A 17,565-nucleotide genomic window follows, 5' to 3' on the forward strand; every position below is an offset into this window, starting at 1 on the left:
GGTTCGAATTGAACGCCCCTGTGGTTGTGCGACAAAGGACTCGCATCTAGGTTCCGCACCGGCCGGATTTCTCATGTTTGCCGCCTAAGGACGATTTCCCGCGACGCGGCCTGGACGCCTGCGCCGCCCATGCGGCTCCCCTTCGGAGCAGCCAGACCAGGAGACGACTGCATGTCCACCTCACAATCCCCGAAACTCGCGGAATCGACCGCGGTCAACGAGGCCGTCAAGGCACGGATGGCGCCGAAGCAGGCGACACAGGCCGCGCCCGTCGACATCACCGCCAATCCGGTGGCGAAGATCGTCTTCAATCCCGAAGCAGCTCCAGAGGAGCGCAGCCGCCAGGTCGGAGCCCTGCTCTCGCCTGATCTCGCCGAGGAGTGCAAGGCGTCGATCAAGCAGCTCGAGGCCTACAAGGAATATCTGGCGCAGCAGCGCACGCTGATGCAGCGCAAGCTGATCGAGCTGTCGTCGACGACCGTCTTCGCCAAGATGAAGCAGACGTTTGCCGACATGAACAAGGGCGTTCTCGACTTCCGCGAGATGATCCGGCCCTTGGTCGACAATCTGGATGCGCTCTACACGCTGCGCACCGCCGGCGACAATGTCGTGCTGGATACCTTCGCGGAGATCGAGGAGGATCGCAAGCGCGAGGCCGATTGGGACCGCCGTACGTCGGAGATCGAATCCGAAACGCGGCAAGTCAACTCCGACAAGGAGATGCTCGATCGCGACATCGCCAAGCTGAAGACGCAAACCGGCCTGTTCGGCGGCATCAAGAAATCCGCGCAGGCCGAAATCGCCGCCAAGGAGCTGCTGATCGCCAAGCGGATGGAGGGCCTGAAGGCCTGCCGCGACAAGGCGCTGGCGATCATCACGGAGAAGGCCGAGCACGACGCCAAGCAGGGCAAGTTCAAGGCCGAGAAGGATCAGGTCCGCAAGATGCTCGACATCTCCGGTCCCGAGCACGTCAAGCGCGTCGAGGGCATCATCAAGGCGGCGCTCGGCTATATCGACAAGTCGCAGGTCTCGGTCTCGGAGCTGCGCGACGAACTCGGAGGGATCGAGGGGCAAGCCGACAAGCTGGTCAAGATCAACTCGCAGATGATCACGGTGGTCGCTATCCTCGACAAGGGCATCGACCTCGCCAGCGCGGCGAACAAGGAGAAGGTGCAGGCGCTGTCGACCGCCCCGGCGGGCGAGGATACCCTTGCCCGTCTCGAGCGCGAGCGCAAGAAGAACGATTTCGAGCGCCACGTCACCACCCTGCTGGACAGCGGGCGGAGCACCAAGAAGACGGTGGCCGATCTCGAGAAGGACGCGGTTGACGCCAACACCTTCCACGACGCCCTCGGCAAGCAGAACGTCAATCTGCGCGAACTCTCCAGCGACGGCATCGCCAGCGTCGCGACCAGCCTGAACACCACCATCCAGGCGCTCAACAACTCGGCGCTCAACGAGGCCTCGGAGAGCGTGCGCGATTCGATGCGGGCGATGAACGCGGTGACCGACGACGTCGCCAACAAGGAAGTCATCCGCCAGGCGCTGCAGGTCGACGAGGCATCCAAGCGGATCATGGAGAAGGTCGAGTCGATGTCGAACATCGCCGAATCGCTGCAGGCCGCCAACAAGCTGCGGGAAGACGGGCTCTCCAACATCCAGAGCCGACTCGGCGAGCTCAGCGATGTCACCGCCACCGTACGTGCGCGGCTGCAGGAGAGCATCGGCATGGACGCCAAGGATCCCGGCGCGCCGGCCGCCTCGGCGGCAGCGAAACCGGTCGACGACAAGGAAATTACGTTCGGGCAGATCTGAGCACAAGTCTGAGCCCGCCCCGGACCGGCGCTGCCGGTCCGGCCTTCCCACTTCCACGCCTGACCGATGGAAATCTGAAATGGCCGACAACTTCCTGATCACCGGCAGCGAGGCGCTCGCCAACCGGAAGAACTTCAAGCTGGTTGGCTGCACGGAGAAGTTCGAGGAATTGTGCACCATCCTGACGCGGATGGAAGCCAACAGCGTGATCGTCTCCGGTCCGAGTGGCGTCGGCATCACCACGCTGGCGCTGGCGTTGCAGGCGCGCAAGGTCGACCCCGACGCGCCGTTCGACATCGTCAACAAGCGGCTGTTCTGGCTCGACACCGACGGCCTATTCGGCCTCGGCGACAACGACGCTATCGTCAAGCAGTTCAAGGCCATATTTGCGACCCTCAACCGCACCCCGGACAGCGTTCTGATTGTGGAGGATACGCTCGATCTGATCGATGCGCTGCGCAACAGCGGACTGATGCACATCGTCAACGCGTTGACGTCGATGGTGAAGACGAAGAAGACGCAGGTCTTCCTCGAGGTGCGCGAGGCCGACCTGACACAGGTGCTCAAGTGTCATTCCGACTTCCGCGATCATTTTACGCTGATGGATCTGACCGAGCCGGTCGGCGCTGAACTCGAGGAGATCGCGCTGCACGGCGCTGGGGATCTCGAGGAGAGCTACGAGGTCCGGATCGATCCGGCTGCGGTCAAGGCCGCCATCGACATGTCGAGCAAGTACCGTTCGCTCGACACCGGCCTCAGCGCGGCGCAGCCCGCGCGCACCCGCACGCTGCTCGATCGCGGCATGGCGCGCTATTTGCTGCGGGCGCACTCGACGCCGCCGCTGCTCGCGGAGCTCGAGGCGGAGCTCGCGCGTCTGATGGCTGGCGGGCCGTCCTCCGGAAACGAGGAAAAAGCCGCCACCGTGCGCGCCGCCATCGCCCGCCACAAGGCCGAGTTCGCCGAATACCAGGCCAAGATCAAGGGCTACTACGCGGCGCAACGCGAGGGCGAGAAGTCGATCGCGCACATGGAGGCCCAGCTGCGTGGGCTCGAGGAAGAGGAGAAGAAGCGGCACCTCGACGATCCCGCCGGCAAGGCCTCCGGCGGCGATGCCGACTTCGATCTGATCGCCAGGGCGTCCGGCTATGCGACGCCCGAGATTCTCAAGCTGCGCGGCGACATCGCGCAGACCCAGGCGGCCGTCGATGAAAATCGGGTGAAATACAAGGCCGTCACCAAGCAGATCAACGATCGGCTGCTGTTCACCGCAGATATGGTGATCGATGAATTCTCGCTGATCTCCGGTATCGACGCCTCCAAGCTCAAGCAGAACGACGCCGTCAAGCTGCTCAATCTGCACGGCTCGCTGAAGCGGCGCGTGTTCGGTCAGGATGCGGTGATCGATCATGTCGATCGTGCGGTCAAGGTCTGGCGGCGGGGGCGGCGCACCGACAAGCCGCTGCCGTTCCTGTTCTGCGGCGCCAGCGGCGTCGGCAAGACCGAGGTCGCCAAGGGGTTGGCGGAAGCCCTGTTCGACACCGACAAGGCGCTGAACCGCTACGACATGGGCGAGTTCATGGAGAAGAACGACGTCACCAAGCTGATCGGCGCGCCTCCGGGTTACGATGGCTTCTCGGCCGGCGGCGAGATGACCAATTCGGTGCGGGCCAATCCGTATCAGGTCATGCTGTGGGACGAGATCGAGAAAGCTCACCCCGACATCTTCAACATCTGCCTCAACATCCTCGACGACGGGCGCTGCCGCGACAATCTGGGCCGCAAGGTCGAGTTCGGCGACGTGGTGATGCCGATGACGACCAACATCGGCGCGGAGCATGCGCTGCGGGTCGGCACCGGTCCCGGCGACCTGAGCCAGGATGAGGCCTATGAGTTCACCATCCGCGACCTGAAGAAGGCCTTCCGAACCGAATTCCTGAACCGCTTCGAGGGACGCGAGAACATCATCCTGTTCCACAAGCTCAACATGGACACGATCGAGAAGATCGTGTTCCGCGAAATCTCGCGCATCAACGCCTTCTACGCGGCGCAATCGATCGAGGTCCGCTTCCCCGAGGCGCAGCTTCGGGAGTTCTGCGACAAGACCTATTCGCCCGAGATCGGCGCGCGCGGCCTGCCAGGCCGCATCAAACGCATCGAGGCCATGATCGTCGAGAAGACGATGACTGAGGCCGCCTTCAGCGGCACGCTCGACATCGGCTTCGATGCCACGAGCCGCAATTTCACGTCGACCTGGATCCGCCATGACAGAAAAGCCGCATGACGACGCCGATGCGTTGCTGGACGGCATCGACAAGACGCTGTCCGAGTTCAAGACCAAGGCCTATGAGGCCAAGAAGTCCTACGACCAGTCCGACCTCGGGCGCGCCCACCGGGAGCTGAGCATGCTCGGCCGGTTCTGGTCGCAGTTCGTCCGCTCCTGCGGGTGGATCTACCTGAAGCTGATCGCTCCGGTCACCTGGCGGATCTACCGCTTCGTGCGCTGGGCGTTCGCCCGCTACCGCGCGCTTTGGGCGCGCTGCGTCTACGCCAAGGACGCTTATGGCGATCCGGAATTCAGCAAGGCGCGCGGCGGCATCATGATCCTCGCGACGATCGCCGTCTGCTACATCCTCTACTGCGCCGCGGCGGTCGCCGCGACCTTGCCCTGGTACCTTGCGACCGTCCGGCACGACGAGCAGCTATATCTGTCCAACTCCCAGAACCTCTCGAGTTCGCAAACCGAGGGACCGGAGGTCCACGAGGTCTACGGTTGCGAGACGCTGCCCTGCACCGACCAGAACACGGTGACCTTCCGGGTGCGCGCGACCTGGTTCAACGAACTCTGGAGCGTGCTCCATCATGGTTCGCTGTTTTATCCCGGCTACGTCGCAGCCGCCGTCAGCCCGGTGCTGAACCGCTGTATCATCACCTCCTACGGTGTCCGCAAGAAAATCCTGGTGCGATCGTGGGATATCTATCCCGACCTCGTGCAGGTCGAATGCATGCCGACCGGCGCCGATGAGGGCAAGGACAGCAAGGTGATCAACAACAAGGACTATCGCTAGATCCACTTGGTGCACTTCAGTAGACAGGCAATCTTTGGCGCGCCGCTCAGAGCAAAACCGCAAACTCTTACTCAATTGAAATTGCTTGTGATTTTTCCCTCCCCGATGATTCGGTAGCCGCCGGCGCCGACTTCGGCCTCACGCGCTGCAGCAGGCATCTCGGCACGTCTCACGACAGCATGCGCCTTGGATAGCTTTGGGATCGGAGTATTGTCGTCGGCAGCAGTCGAAGCTTTGAGACCGGGGAATTCGCGTACGCGCTCGATCGCGATCAAGGCAGTGGCGCTCGAAGCGATGCACTCCAGAATCAAGCCGATGATCGCGACTGCGGTCGGACGGCGCGGCAAATGGAGGACAGTATGGCTTGGCGTGACGATAAGGCCCGTGCAACCCTGATCCGCGATGCCGCGGGAAGCGTGCAGCCGGGCAAGGCCCCCCGGAGCTTTGCCGAACTTCTGTTCGGCTACACCAATGTCGAGGACCTCGCCAATCACGATGCCTTGTCGCTGGCCTTCCTGGCGGAACAAGCCTGGGAGCACGTGCAGCAGCGTACCGCCGGCAGCGCCGACATCCGTGTCGTCAATCCGATGATGCCGGACGGGCGCGAGATTTCCGTGCTCGAGATTCTCAACGACAACATGCCCTTCCTGTTCGATTCCACGACGGCGGAGCTGGCCGAGCAAGGCATCGAAGTCACCCTCGTCGCGCACCCGATCCTCGCGGTGGAGCGCGATGACCAAGGCAAGCTGCTGCGCTTCCACGGCGAAACACTGCCGGAGGGAGCAAAGGGTACGCGGGAAAGCCTGATTCATCTCCACATCACCCGCCTGGACGCCGATGCCGATCGCCAGAAGCTGATCGACGGCCTCACCAGGGCGTTGAACGACGTCCGCGCCTGCGTCACCGACTGGCGTGCCATGCGCGACCGGGTCGAGGACGCGATCAAGACCTTCTCTTCCAATCCGCCGCCGCTGCCGATCGACGAGGTCGCCGAGGCCAACCAGTTCCTGCAATGGCTCTGCGCGGACAATTTCACCTTCCTCGGCGTGCGCGAATATCGCTTCTCGCCCGACGGCGATGCGTCCGACGACATCACGACCGGCAAAGGCCTCGGCGTGCTCCGCGATCCGGATGCGAAGGTCCTGCGCCGCGGCGGCGAAATGGTGGTGATGACGTCGGAAATACGCGAGTTCATGCACGACCCCACCCTGCTCATCGTCATCAAGGCCAACGTCTCCAGCCGCGTTCATCGTCGCATCCGCATGGATTATGTCGGCATCAAGCTCTACACGCCCGACGGCCGGCTGGAGGGCGAATTGCGGGTCGTCGGCCTGTTCACCTCGGGCGCCTATACCCGCTCCGCACGGCAGATCCCTTATGTCCGCCACAAGGTGACGCGGGCGCTGCAACGCGCCGGCTTCGACCCGAACAGCCATTCGGGCAAGGCGCTCATGCATATTCTCGAAGAATATCCGCGTGACGAATTGTTCCAGGTCGACGTCGACACGCTCTACAATTTCGTCATGGAGATCCTGATCCTCTACGAGCGTCCGCGCGTCCGCGCGCTGGCGCGGGTGGACAAGTTCGATCGCTTCGTCTCCATCCTCACCTTCATTCCGCGCGACAAATACGACACCGACGTCCGCACGCGCGTCGGTGCCTTCCTGGCGCAGGTCTACAAGGGGACGCTGTCGGCCTCCTACGTTTCATTCCCTGAAGGGGCGCTTGTGCGCGTCCACTACATCATCGGACGCTATGACGGCAAAACTCCCGTCGTCGAACGCGCCACGCTCGAAGCCGGGATCAGCGCCATTGCCGCGACCTGGGCCGACAAGCTGAAGGCCGCGCTCACTGCCTCGACCGATGGCATGCGGGCACGCATGCTCACCACCCGATATGCCCAGGCCTTTAGCGGCGGCTATACCGAGGTGTTCGGCGCGGAACAGGCGATCACCGATATCGCCACCATCGAAAAGCTCACGCCAACCCGCCCCGTGGCGATTTCGGTTCACCGTGACGAAAGCGAGGCCGATCCCAAGCGCTTCGGACTGAAGGTGTTCTCGCACGGCGCGCCCCTGTCGTTGTCCTACCGCGTGCCCGTGATCGAAAATCACGGCCTGCGCGTGGTCAACGAACGCACCTATCAGATCGCGCCGCGCGCCACGCCGGCGCCTCCGCCGGTTTGGCTCCACGAGATGACGATCGAGACCAGCGACGGCCAGCCGATCACGATCAGCCCGGAATTCAGCCATCGCCTTGAAGCCTCGATCATGGCGGTGGTCCGCGATCACGCCGAATCCGACGGATACAACGGCCTGATCCTGCGCACTGCCCTGGGCTGGCGGGAAGTCTCGACCATCCGGGCGCTGTCCCGCTACCTGCACCAGATCCGCGCGCCGTTCACCCAGGATTACTTGTGGGAGACCTTGCGCAAGAACGCCGCGATCACGGCCAGCCTCGTCGCGCTGTTCCAGACCCGCCTCGATCCACGCCTCGCCTCCACGGAGGCCGAGCGCGCGGCACGCGAGACGGCCCTGCTTGCCGAGGTCGAGGAGCAGCTCAAATCCGTCGCCTCGCTGGACGAAGACCGCATCCTGCGCCGATTCACCAACCTGGTGCAGGCGACGATACGCACCAATCTGTGGCAGATCGGCGAGGATGGACATCCGCGTCCGGTGATCTCCTTCAAGTTCGACGCGCGCCGGATCGACGACCTGCCGGCTCCACGACCTCTGTACGAGATCTTCGTCTACTCACCTCGCGTCGAAGGTATTCACCTGCGCTTCGGCAAGGTTGCGCGCGGTGGCTTGCGCTGGTCCGACCGGCCGCAGGATTTCCGCACCGAGATCCTCGGCCTCGTGAAAGCGCAGCAGGTCAAGAATGCCGTGATCGTGCCGGTCGGCGCCAAGGGTGGCTTCGTGCCCAAGCGCCTGCCGCCGCCTTCCAATCGCGACGCCTGGCTCGCGGAAGGCACCGAAGCCTATCGCATCTTCGTTCGCTCGCTGCTGGAGCTCACCGACAATCTCGACGGCGACATCGTCGTGCCGCCCGAATCCACCGTGCGCCATGACGGCGACGACCCCTACCTCGTCGTCGCCGCCGACAAGGGCACCGCCACCTTCTCCGACGTCGCCAACGCGATCTCGGTCGAGAAGAACCATTGGCTCGGCGACGCCTTCGCGTCCGGCGGCAGCCAGGGCTACGACCACAAGAAGATGGGGATCACGGCGCGCGGTGCCTGGGAGACGGTCAAGCGCCACTTCCGCGAGCTCGGCACCGACATTCAGACCACGCCGTTCACCGCGGTCGGGGTGGGCGACATGTCCGGCGACGTTTTCGGCAATGGCATGCTGCTCTCGCCGGCGACAAAGCTCGTGGCGGCTTTCGATCACCGCGACATCTTCATCGATCCCTCGCCCGATCCTTCGATCAGCCTCGCCGAGCGCAAGCGCCTGTTCGACCTGCCGCGATCGAGCTGGCAGGACTACAACAAGTCGCTGATCTCGCCGGGCGGCGGCGTGTTCTCGCGCCAGCTCAAGGCGATCCCGCTCACTCCGGAGATGCGCACCCTGCTGGATCTCGACAAGCCGCAAGCCACGCCTTTCGAGGTGATGACGGCAATCCTGAAGGCGCGCGCGGATCTCCTGTGGTTCGGCGGCATCGGCACCTATATCCGCTCCGCCGGGGAAAGCGACGATCAGGCCGGTGACCGCGCCAACGATCCGATCCGCATCACGGGCGGCGACGTGCGGGCCCGGGTGATCGGCGAAGGCGCCAATCTCGGCGTCACCCAGCGCGGCCGCATCGAAGCGGCGCAGAAGGGCGTCAAGCTCAACACCGACGCCATCGACAACTCGGCCGGCGTGAACACGTCCGACGTCGAGGTCAATATCAAGATCGCGCTGGCGCGCCTCGAGCGCGAGGGGCGCCTCAGCCCCGCTGACCGCAACAGCCTGCTGGCCGCGATGACCGACGAGGTCGGCACGCTGGTGCTGCGCAACAACTATCTGCAGTCGCTGGCGCTCTCGCTCGCCGAACGCAAGGGCGTGGCCGAGACCGGCTTCCTCACGCGGCTGATGCAGTCGCTCGAGCAACGCAGCTTGCTCAGCCGCGCGGTGGAGTTCCTGCCCGACGACGCAGCGCTCACCGAGCGCACACGGCGCGGCCAGTCCCTCGCACGGCCCGAGCTTGCCGTTCTGCTCGCCTACGCCAAGCTGACGCTTTACGATGACCTGCTCGGCACCAGCGTGCCGGACGATCCCTATCTTGCCCGAGAACTATCGCAGTATTTTCCGCGCGAGGTTCAGGACAAATACCCGACGGCGGTCGATTTCCACCGCCTGCGGCGGGAGATTATCGCGACCAGCCTCGCCAATGCGGTGATCAACCGCGGCGGCCCGGCCTGTGTCGTGCGCCTGATCGACGAGACGGACGCCGATATCCCGACCATCGTCATGGCCTATGTGGCGGTCGATGAATGCTACGGGCTGAAGTGGCTCAGCGACGCGATCGACGCGCTCGATACCTGCATCGACGGGCAGGTGCAGCTGTCGCTCTACGCTTCCGTGCAGGATCTCCTGCTCTCCCGCATGGTCTGGTACGTGCGCAATGTCGATTTCAAAGACGGGCTGGAGGCCGTCGTCGCGCGCTTCGGCCCGGCTATCCGCGAGATCGTCGCCGGGCTCGACGCCGCGTTGCCGACGGACTTGCAGGCCGCACGTGCCAAGCGGCGGCAGGAACTCACCGATGCCGGTGTCCCGGCCGGCCTCGCCGGCGAACTCGCCGATCTCGACGCTCTGGTCTCGGCGCCCGATATCGTGACGGTTGCGGAGCGTACCAACCGCCCCATCGGCGACGCCGCCGCGACCTTCTTCGCCGCCGAGGCGAATTTCCGTCTCGACCGGATCGTCGCCGCCGCGCGCAGCGTGCCGGCAAACGATTATTTCGAACGGATGGCGATCGACCGCGCCGTCGAGCAGATCGCCGGCGCCGAAAGAAGGCTGGCCGCGGATATGCTGGCAACCGGCCAGTCCGGCCAGCAGGCTGTCGAGACCTGGCTCGCGGCGCACCCGGAAGCGGCGCGCATCCGCCGCTCGGTCGAGGAGATCGCGGCCAGCGGGCTGACGCTCGCCAAGCTGACGGTGGCGGCGAACCTGCTGGGGGACCTGGTCAAGGCCTGAGGCGTGCGAGGCAGCGATGTGAAACCCTAAGAGCGCAGGCTGTTAGCCGGCGAACGGAGGACTGCAATGATCCACGCTACTTGCCATACCGCCGATAATGTCCGCTGCATCGAGTTCGATGCCACACCCTGGTTCAGCGAGGCTGACGCTCCGAGCATTGTCGATTTGGCCCAGCGAGGATGGGCCAGCACGGCGATTGCAGATTCCCTCGAGCGCCGACGAGGCTATGAAGGCTTGCACGACCTCGTTGAGTATGCGGCGAAGCGACTGCAACCGGAATCCCTGGAGGACCCAACCTGGGAAACCTTCGCATGCGTCGTCGATGGACCCGACGCCGTGGCCTGGCTCGAGGGCAACCGGCCCGACATTGTGGCAAGGATCAGGAACGCCATGTGAGGCGCCAGCAATTGCGACGATTGACCGGCGGCATCGCACGCGAAGCGGAAATGGCGCTTCCTAGGGAGTAACGGGGGAATGCTCACCCCTCGAATGCTAGGACTGTACTCATAAATCCGGTACCCGCGTGCGGTGATAGCGAGGTCCGAATCGCCCTCGAAAGCAGGCGTCGGACGATGCGGAAGTGAATGTCCGCTAAGGGCCAAGAACAGACATCACGTAGGTGGACCATCCTTTACTTGGCGTTCCCCTCTGATCCGCCTTAAGGTGCCTCTTGGTTGGATTGTGTGCCATGGTGCAAGAGAGGCCAGTCCGGGTCGAGCGCAGATTGTCGGCGATAATGGCCGCCGACGTGGCTGGCTACTCGCGGCTCATGCATAGCGACGAAGAGGCCACGCACGCCAGATTGACCTCTCTTCTAACGGAGGCCGTCAATCCGTCAATCACTGAACACGGCGGCCGCATCGTCAAGAACACCGGCGACGGGTTCTTGGCGGAGTTTCCGAGCGCAGTGCAAGCGGTTCGAGCTGCTCTACAATTCCAGACCCGGGTCAAAGATCTTACAACCGCCGATGCGGAAGACACGCGTATTGGTTTCCGTGTCGGCATCAATGTCGGCGACGTGATTGTCGAGCCGCATGACGTTTTTGGCGACGGCGTAAATATTGCGGCACGGCTTGAGAGCATCGCAGAGCCCGGCGGTATCTGCATTTCGTCTTCTGCTTACGACCATATCCGAGGCAAAGTCGGCATCGAATTCACCGATCTGGGCGAGCAAGCCCTCAAGAATATCGAACGTCCCGTGCGCGCCTATGCTGCTGTGGTCCTGGAACGATCATCCACGCCGGCAGCATCGGCCGAGCGCGCGAGGCCCAGCGCACTTTCAGCGCCTCGTCTTTCGATCGTGGTGTTGCCGTTCGCTAACCTCAGCGGCGATCCCGAGCAGGACTACTTCGTGGATGGCGTGACCGAAAGTTTGACAACTGATTTGTCGCGTGTCGCAGGTTCATTCGTCATCGGCCGACACACCGCATTCACTTACAAAGGTAAGGCGGTCGATCTCAAGCAGATCGGCCGAGAGCTGAACATCCGCTACGTGCTCGAAGGGTCTGTACAGCGGAACGGTAACCGGCTTCGGGTGAACGTTCAGCTTATTGAAGCTGAAACCGCCAGTCACCTTTGGGCGGACCGCTTCGACAAACCCGTCGCCAATCTGTTCGATATGCAAGACGAAATCGTCGCGCGGCTCGCTAACGCACTGAATACCCAACTCATTGAGGTTGAGGCACGACGAGCGGGTCGCTCGCTAGATCCCGATGCAACGGACCTGAACTTCCAAGGTACCGCGTGGTTAAATAAGGGCGCGACCCCCGAGCACTTGAGGCAGGCGCGTGGCTTTTTCGAACGTGCCCTAACCATTGATCCCCGAAGTGTGGGCGCGCTGGTCGGCATGGCAACCCTCGATATGATAGTAGGAATTGCCGTACTAACCGACGACCGCATCGGACGCTTTTCGGCCGCCGAAACAAATGCGATCAAGGCGCTTTCATTGACCCCAGATGACGCCTCCGCTCACTTTATCTTGGGTTGCGTCTACATGTTCACCAACCGCCATGCCCAAGGGATTGCTGAATGCGAACAAGCATTAGTGCTCAATCCTAATCTTGCCGACGCTCATGCCGCGCGTGGTTTGGCCAAATTTTTAATCGGTCGGGCCGCAGAGACCGAAGGTCACATACTTGAGGCTCTTCGTCTCTCCCCTCGGGACACCTTTGCTAACTGGTGGATGCATTGCCTAGGCAGGGCCAAGATACAACTAGGTGCGAATGCCGAGGCCGTCAATTGGCTACGACGAAGCATTGAGGCCAACCGAAATTTTCCTCTCACTCATTTTCAGTTGGCCGCTGCCTTGGGCTTGCTCGGTGCGCTGGATGAGGCGCGAGCTGCTGCAAAAGAGGGGCTTGCGCTCGATCCCGGCTTTACTATCCGCCGCTTCAGCACCGCGAAATCAAGCGACAATCTGACTTACCTTGCTGGGCTGGAGCGGGTCTGTCAGGGCATGCGCCTAGCCGGGGTGCCTGAGGGGTGATGTCGCAGACGGGTCACAAGGCGACATCCTTGCGGTCGGGCCGCCTGTCCGCTTTACCTCTCCAAAGCGGACATCCCGGATTTATGAGTACGCGCCCTAATGCTGCACCCGGTCCGGAAACGCCGTGTAGACGAACCAGGGTTCTGGATCCTCAGCCGTCGGAACATGGTTTTGCCTGGGCCTGATGACGATGGTCACGCCCTTCAAGTGCTCGTCCCAAAACACGCCCTTGTCGAGCACCTGATCGTTCGGGTTCTTGTAGACCTTCTTGAGCCATCCGCCGCCGGTTTCGTAACCGACGGCCTTGTTTTCTCGGACCCACTCCTTGCCGCCGGCCGTCGTTGTCCGGATCTCATCGATATTGTCGTGGATGATCTGTCCGATCGCCTTCATCATCGTGTCCTGGTCGCGCCACCTTGACGCCGCTTTGGTCTTGCCTTGACCCCGCCAGACGCTGAAATTTGTCGGCTGACCGTTGGTTTCCGATGGTGGCACCGCGAGCTTCTTCTCGCCGACGACCCTCTCCAGGAGTTTCGTCTCGGTCAGGTGCTCGTTGTGTCGTCCCAAAAGGTGCCCTCCCTCCTTTTCCCATATCAGCAGCTCGCGCGCGCCGACCTGCTTGTATTGCTTTGGCAGGCGAGGGGTGACGCTCGGCGGTGCGCCAACCGGCTTCTTCGGTGGGCCGGGCTTCATCGCCTGCACGAACAAGCCGCCCGGCTCCGAGCCCGTCGCCATGCTGAAGTGCAGGAAGGACACATTCATGCCGACGTAGCCCGCGAACGTATTGGTCAGCATCGCCAGTTCGAGAAGCTCGTGCCGGCGCTTGATGTTGAATTCGATCGTGGTTCGGAAATCGACCAGGTCCGGGGTGGTCGATCCGTTCAGCATCATCTCGTCGCGGGCATTCATCGGGATGATGGTGCCGTTTCGCCGCACGTAATGATCGATGATCGGCGGCTCATAAGGCTTCAGCCGCACCAGCCGCATTCCGGGAATGCTGGTCCGGACCGGGACGTCGTCGAGCGAAAGCTCGAGCTTTCGTCCGTCGTCGTAGTAAACGACCATCGTATGGAATTCGAAGGTATTCGGATTCGGATCGCTGGTGACGTTCGAGATGTTATGGTTGACGAAGCGCTCCTGATATTCCGGGTCGGAATGGGCTATCGTGCGAACGGTCTTGGCGTCTTCATCGACCAGTCGATATTGCTGGCTCCGTGGCTCCGGCTTCGGCGCCGCCCCCTTCACCGCCGTCAGGATTGCGAGCAGATCGTTCCGCGCGCTCGGCGACACACGAGTGTTGAAAGCGGTGGCAAGCGCATCGCTCGCATCCGGCGTGGAGAGACGTTCGTACAGCTTCAAGGCCAGTGCCGGATCGTCGACCGCCTGAAAGGCCGTTTTCAGCGAATTCAGACGCCGCACCCCGTCCGGCCCCGAAAGCGGCGCGCGCAGCAGCGCCATCACATCGGTCTCGAATTGCTGCTCTGTCATCTCTGGTCTCCAACAACCGCCCGGCAACGTCCTTTGGACGTAGCGGGCGTTGCGTTGGTTCGAACGGTCGCGACATGTTGAACGGCCCGGAGACTCTCGTTCTGTCTGTGATCTCGACGCACACTGAGGGCCACACGCGCGCGCCGAAGATCAGGTCGGCGCGGCAAGACCAAGAAGTTTTGCGCGTGGACCGATGCTGAAATGATGGCGCTCGAGAAACGTTGGCGCTACGGCACCAAGCAACGCACCGCCCACGAACTCATGCCTCTCCTTCAAAGGGGCGCGCTGCCAAAATATCGAAAGCAACCTCTCGATGGCGCGCCACTCAGAATAAAACCGCGAACTCTGATATCATTGAAAACTGCGATATAGCATCCAAGCGGGCCTGCCGATCGGCTTTGCCGCCGGTCATCGGGCCTTCATCCCCCTCACACCTTCACGCTCGCATCGATCAGCAGCTTGGCCACCGTGAACGCCGACTGCGCCGGCCCCTCTTCGGACTGCTGGCCGGTGACGTAGATGCCTTCGATGAGCAACAGCAGGGCGTCGCCGAGCACGGCCGGGTGACGCGCGCCCATGGCGGCGGCGAGCTCGCGCAGGCGCTTGCGAAAGACCTTCTTGTGCGCTTCGGCGACCTGCCGCGCGGGATTGTCCCGCGACGGGTATTCCACGGTCGCGTTGCTGAGGCCGCAGCCGCGATAACCCTTGCGCACGGCGCGCGTGGACAGCTCACGGATATAGGCGAGCACGTGCTCGCGCGCATCGCCGTAGGATTTTCCGCCGGGCTTCTCGAATTCCTCCCAGAAACGCAGGTCATAGTCGCGCATATAGGCGGCGGCGAGATCGTCCTTTGACGCGAAGCTGCGATAGAGGCTCGGCTTGGTGACGCCGGCTTGCTCGACCACCTCATCGACGCCGACGGCGCGGATACCCTCGCGATAGAACAGCTCGCTCGCGGAGGCGCGGATCCGGTCGGCGGCCCGGACCGGGCGTTCCGCGGATGGTTCGACGGTTTTCTTCATGACGGCTTTTCCGGATTCTCCCGCACGGCAGGCTTGACAATGTTACTTACCGGTACGTATACACACCGCATCGCAATACGTACCGGTAAGTAACATGCCCAATGCCTCCATTCAACCCACCCCCGTCCCGAGACGCCCGTTCGGCCAGAATTACGTATTCGTCGTCGTCGCCGTGATCTTCCTTGCGCTGCTCTCTTCGGCGGGCCTGCGCGCGACGCCGGGCGTGCTGATGCTGCCGCTGCAACAGGCGTTCGGCTGGAACGTCGGCGTGATCTCATCGTCCGCCGCGATCGGCATCTTCCTCTATGGCCTGGCGGGCCCGTTCGCCGCGGCCGTGATGCAGCGCTTCGGCATCCGCCGCACGGTGCTGGGCGCGCTCGCGCTGATGTCGGCGTCGACCGGCGCCAGCTATTTCATGACCGCGCCGTGGCAATTGTTCCTGACATGGGGATTGCTCTCCGGCATCGGCTCGGGCGCGGTCGCCAACGTGCTCGGCGCCACCATCGTCAATCGCTGGTTCACCACCAATCGAGGCCTCGTCATGGGACTGCTGACGGCGAGCACCGCGACCGGCACGCTGATATTCATGCCGGGCCTCGCGGCGTTGGTGGAATGGGGCGGCTGGAAGCCGGTGGTGCTGACAGTCGCTGCGTGCTGCGCGGCACTCATTCCGCTGGTCTATTTTCTCGTGCCCGAGCGGCCGGCGTCGGTCGGCCTGCGCTCATTCGGTAGCCAGCACGACGATCATGCCGCGCCGGCGGCGCAGGGCAATCCGTTCACCGCCGCGTTCTTGAACCTCGCGCGCGCAGCGAAGACGCGGGCGTTCTGGTTCCTGTTCGCCACCTTCTTCATTTGCGGTTTCACCACCAACGGTCTCGTCGGCACCCATCTGATCGCGTTCTGCAGCGACCATGGCATCGTCGAGGTGCATGCGGCGAGCCTGCTTGCGTTGATGGGGTTCTTCGACCTGTTCGGCACCACCTTCTCAGGCTGGCTCACCGACCGTTTCGATCCGCGCAAGCTGCTGTTCCTGTATTATGGGCTGCGGGGCCTGTCGCTGATCTACCTGCCCTACTCGGATTTCTCGCTGGTCAGCCTGTCGGTGTTCGCGGTGTTCTATGGTCTTGACTGGATCGCGACCGTGCCGCCGACCGTGCGCATCGCCAACGAAGCATTCGGTGACAAGAACGCGCCGCTGGTGTTCGGCTGGGTGGTCGCCGGCCATCAGCTCGGCGCCGCCTGCGCCGCGTTCTTCGCCGGCTTCATGCGCTCCGCCCAGGGCGATTACCTGCAGGCCTTCATGATCGCCGGCGTCACCGGCATCATCGCGGCCGTCCTGTCACTGATGATCGTCCGGCGCCCGGCGCAAGCCGTGCTCGCCGCGGCGTGAGAAGGGGCACACAGTGGTGCGACGCTACAGCCGCTATTCGGCGCGCACGTAAGTCGAACGGAAATAAATATCCGGACCGCCGGTCGGATCCTTCATCGGATCCGACGTCATCGTCAGGTCATTGCCCTCGATCTCGAAACCAAAGGTGATCGGCTGCAGGTACTGCACCGCGGACACTTCGGGATAGAATACCACCTTGTTGCCGCCGATCGACTCGAAGGGACCGGCGGCACTGGCCATGGTTTTCGACCATGCAATACGGTCGGCATCGGTCACGGCGCCGACGCTGGCTTTGCGATCCTCGGCGAAGAACATGTAGATCATCCGGTGACCTGTGGTGTGGATGCGATAGCCCTTGGGGTGCTCCCCGTAGGTCTTCACCACGGTCTCGACGCCGACCTGCCGCCGCTCGAAGCTGACCAGCTTCCAAACGCCGATGAATTGCGACGGCACTTCGTCGGTCATGGCGTCCATCAAGGCCCCCTGGTGGCGCTGAGCGTCCGGCTTCGTGCGCAGACGCTTATTCGTCGTCTATTCGACGAACGCGCCTCGGCATTCGAAAATCCTTGATTTTGCTGGCGCTCCCTAGGGGAATCGAACCCCTGTTTCAGCCTTGAGAGGGCCGCGTCCTAACCGCTAGACGAAGGGAGCGTTGAGGGGGAAGGCAATAGCCTTGAAATCGGCCTGCCGCAAGATGGCTTGTGCATTGCGGTGGGGATTTTGTCGGCCATGCTTGACGCGCCGGGCCGCTATTTCCCGCGGAAGCAGCCCCAAACCGGCCTGCCATGAGGGACCCCCGGCGCGGCCCGCCTGCACGGACCAGCGATGCGGCCGGGCCGATCGCATGACGGCCACCTCCGGATGTCACGTCTCCATCGTGCACGGCCCTGCTTTCGCCAAACGGAAATGCAAAACACTTGCCTGTGAAGTCACGCGGCGCCCGGCTCTGCTAACATCGCAGCCATTCACCACGCTGCGCGCCCGGCAAGGCGCTCGAGAAGCAAGAGGAGTGCTTGGAACAAAGCGCAAATCCTTGGCGCACGGCAATTTGGCTCACCAACATCTTGGCAAAACAAACATCATCGCGGCCGCAGGCCATGGAAGACGTTCCGCCCTGCCC

General features: G+C 63.0%; 11 protein-coding genes and 1 tRNA gene. 7 read left to right on the top strand and 5 right to left on the bottom strand.

Annotation, left to right across the window (positions count from 1 at the left end; translation table 11 throughout):
* Positions 1–171: 171 nt before the first annotated feature.
* The 3 genes from WDM24_RS33340 to WDM24_RS33350 all read left to right on the top strand — a co-directional run bounded on the left by WDM24_RS33340 (position 172) and on the right by WDM24_RS33350 (position 4,880).
* On the top strand, positions 172–1,815 hold the full coding sequence (locus tag WDM24_RS33340) for a hypothetical protein (RefSeq protein ID WP_338691641.1): 1,644 nt from the start codon (positions 172–174) through the stop codon (positions 1,813–1,815).
* 79 nt (positions 1,816–1,894) lie between these two features.
* Entirely contained in the window at positions 1,895–4,096 is a 2,202-nt protein-coding gene (locus WDM24_RS33345; RefSeq protein ID WP_338828790.1) for an AAA family ATPase, read from the top strand.
* Positions 4,077–4,880 carry a hypothetical protein gene (locus WDM24_RS33350; RefSeq protein ID WP_338828791.1) on the top strand — a complete coding sequence of 268 codons (804 nt, stop codon included), beginning with the start codon at positions 4,077–4,079 and terminating at the stop codon, positions 4,878–4,880. Before WDM24_RS33345 ends, WDM24_RS33350 begins: the two co-directional genes overlap by 20 nt.
* Before the next feature lie 71 nt (positions 4,881–4,951).
* On the opposite strand, the gene WDM24_RS33355 is transcribed toward WDM24_RS33350, so the two are convergent.
* Positions 4,952–5,155 (bottom strand): hypothetical protein, encoded by a 204-nt coding sequence (locus tag WDM24_RS33355; RefSeq protein WP_338828792.1) that lies wholly within the window; start codon positions 5,153–5,155, stop codon positions 4,952–4,954.
* A 72-nt stretch (positions 5,156–5,227) separates the two neighbouring features.
* On the opposite strand from WDM24_RS33355, the gene WDM24_RS33360 reads away from it, so the two are divergent.
* The 3 genes from WDM24_RS33360 (at position 5,228) to WDM24_RS33370 (ending at position 12,545) form a co-directional block, all read left to right on the top strand.
* A complete protein-coding gene (locus WDM24_RS33360) occupies positions 5,228–10,060 on the top strand; it encodes an NAD-glutamate dehydrogenase (RefSeq protein WP_338828793.1) in 4,833 nt (1,610 codons plus the stop codon).
* 66 nt (positions 10,061–10,126) lie between these two features.
* A complete protein-coding gene (locus WDM24_RS33365) occupies positions 10,127–10,456 on the top strand; it encodes a hypothetical protein (protein ID WP_338828794.1) in 330 nt (109 codons plus the stop codon).
* Between the two features lie 292 nt (positions 10,457–10,748).
* Entirely contained in the window at positions 10,749–12,545 is a 1,797-nt protein-coding gene (locus WDM24_RS33370; protein WP_338828795.1) for an adenylate/guanylate cyclase domain-containing protein, read from the top strand.
* Positions 12,546–12,641: 96 nt separating this feature from the next.
* Here WDM24_RS33370 and WDM24_RS33375 read toward each other — a convergent pair whose 3' ends face one another.
* Both WDM24_RS33375 and WDM24_RS33380 read right to left on the bottom strand, forming a co-directional pair.
* Entirely contained in the window at positions 12,642–14,003 is a 1,362-nt protein-coding gene (locus WDM24_RS33375; protein ID WP_338828796.1) for a hypothetical protein, read from the bottom strand.
* A 458-nt stretch (positions 14,004–14,461) separates the two neighbouring features.
* Positions 14,462–15,055, bottom strand: coding sequence for a TetR/AcrR family transcriptional regulator (locus WDM24_RS33380; RefSeq protein ID WP_224741133.1), 594 nt, complete (start codon positions 15,053–15,055; stop codon positions 14,462–14,464).
* A gap of 94 nt (positions 15,056–15,149) precedes the next feature.
* On the opposite strand from WDM24_RS33380, the gene WDM24_RS33385 reads away from it, so the two are divergent.
* Complete coding sequence (locus WDM24_RS33385) at positions 15,150–16,445, top strand: MFS transporter (RefSeq protein ID WP_338691651.1); 1,296 nt, start codon at positions 15,150–15,152, stop codon at positions 16,443–16,445.
* Positions 16,446–16,478: 33 nt separating this feature from the next.
* On the opposite strand, the gene WDM24_RS33390 is transcribed toward WDM24_RS33385, so the two are convergent.
* Complete coding sequence (locus tag WDM24_RS33390) at positions 16,479–16,919, bottom strand: lipocalin-like domain-containing protein (RefSeq protein ID WP_338828797.1); 441 nt, start codon at positions 16,917–16,919, stop codon at positions 16,479–16,481.
* A gap of 102 nt (positions 16,920–17,021) precedes the next feature.
* Positions 17,022–17,096 (bottom strand) — tRNA-Glu (locus WDM24_RS33395).
* Between the last annotated feature and the right edge of the window lie 469 nt (positions 17,097–17,565).

The sequence above is a fragment of the Bradyrhizobium sp. 27S5 genome, from assembly GCF_037217225.1.
Classification (GTDB): domain Bacteria; phylum Pseudomonadota; class Alphaproteobacteria; order Rhizobiales; family Xanthobacteraceae; genus Bradyrhizobium; species Bradyrhizobium septentrionale.

Bases quoted from the DNA above. Each gene is read 5' to 3' on its own strand.
- WDM24_RS33340 (WP_338691641.1), top strand. From the start codon at position 172: ATGTCCACCTCACAATCCCCGAAACTCGCGGAATCGACCGCGGTCAAC.
- WDM24_RS33345 (WP_338828790.1), top strand. From the start codon at position 1,895: ATGGCCGACAACTTCCTGATCACCGGCAGCGAGGCGCTCGCCAACCGG.
- WDM24_RS33350 (WP_338828791.1), top strand. From the start codon at position 4,077: ATGACAGAAAAGCCGCATGACGACGCCGATGCGTTGCTGGACGGCATC.
- WDM24_RS33360 (WP_338828793.1), top strand. From the start codon at position 5,228: ATGGAGGACAGTATGGCTTGGCGTGACGATAAGGCCCGTGCAACCCTG.
- WDM24_RS33365 (WP_338828794.1), top strand. From the start codon at position 10,127: ATGATCCACGCTACTTGCCATACCGCCGATAATGTCCGCTGCATCGAG.
- WDM24_RS33370 (WP_338828795.1), top strand. From the start codon at position 10,749: ATGGTGCAAGAGAGGCCAGTCCGGGTCGAGCGCAGATTGTCGGCGATA.
- WDM24_RS33375 (WP_338828796.1), bottom strand. From the start codon at position 14,003: ATGGCGCTGCTGCGCGCGCCGCTTTCGGGGCCGGACGGGGTGCGGCGT.
- WDM24_RS33380 (WP_224741133.1), bottom strand. From the start codon at position 15,055: ATGAAGAAAACCGTCGAACCATCCGCGGAACGCCCGGTCCGGGCCGCC.
- WDM24_RS33385 (WP_338691651.1), top strand. From the start codon at position 15,150: ATGCCCAATGCCTCCATTCAACCCACCCCCGTCCCGAGACGCCCGTTC.
- WDM24_RS33390 (WP_338828797.1), bottom strand. From the start codon at position 16,919: ATGGACGCCATGACCGACGAAGTGCCGTCGCAATTCATCGGCGTTTGG.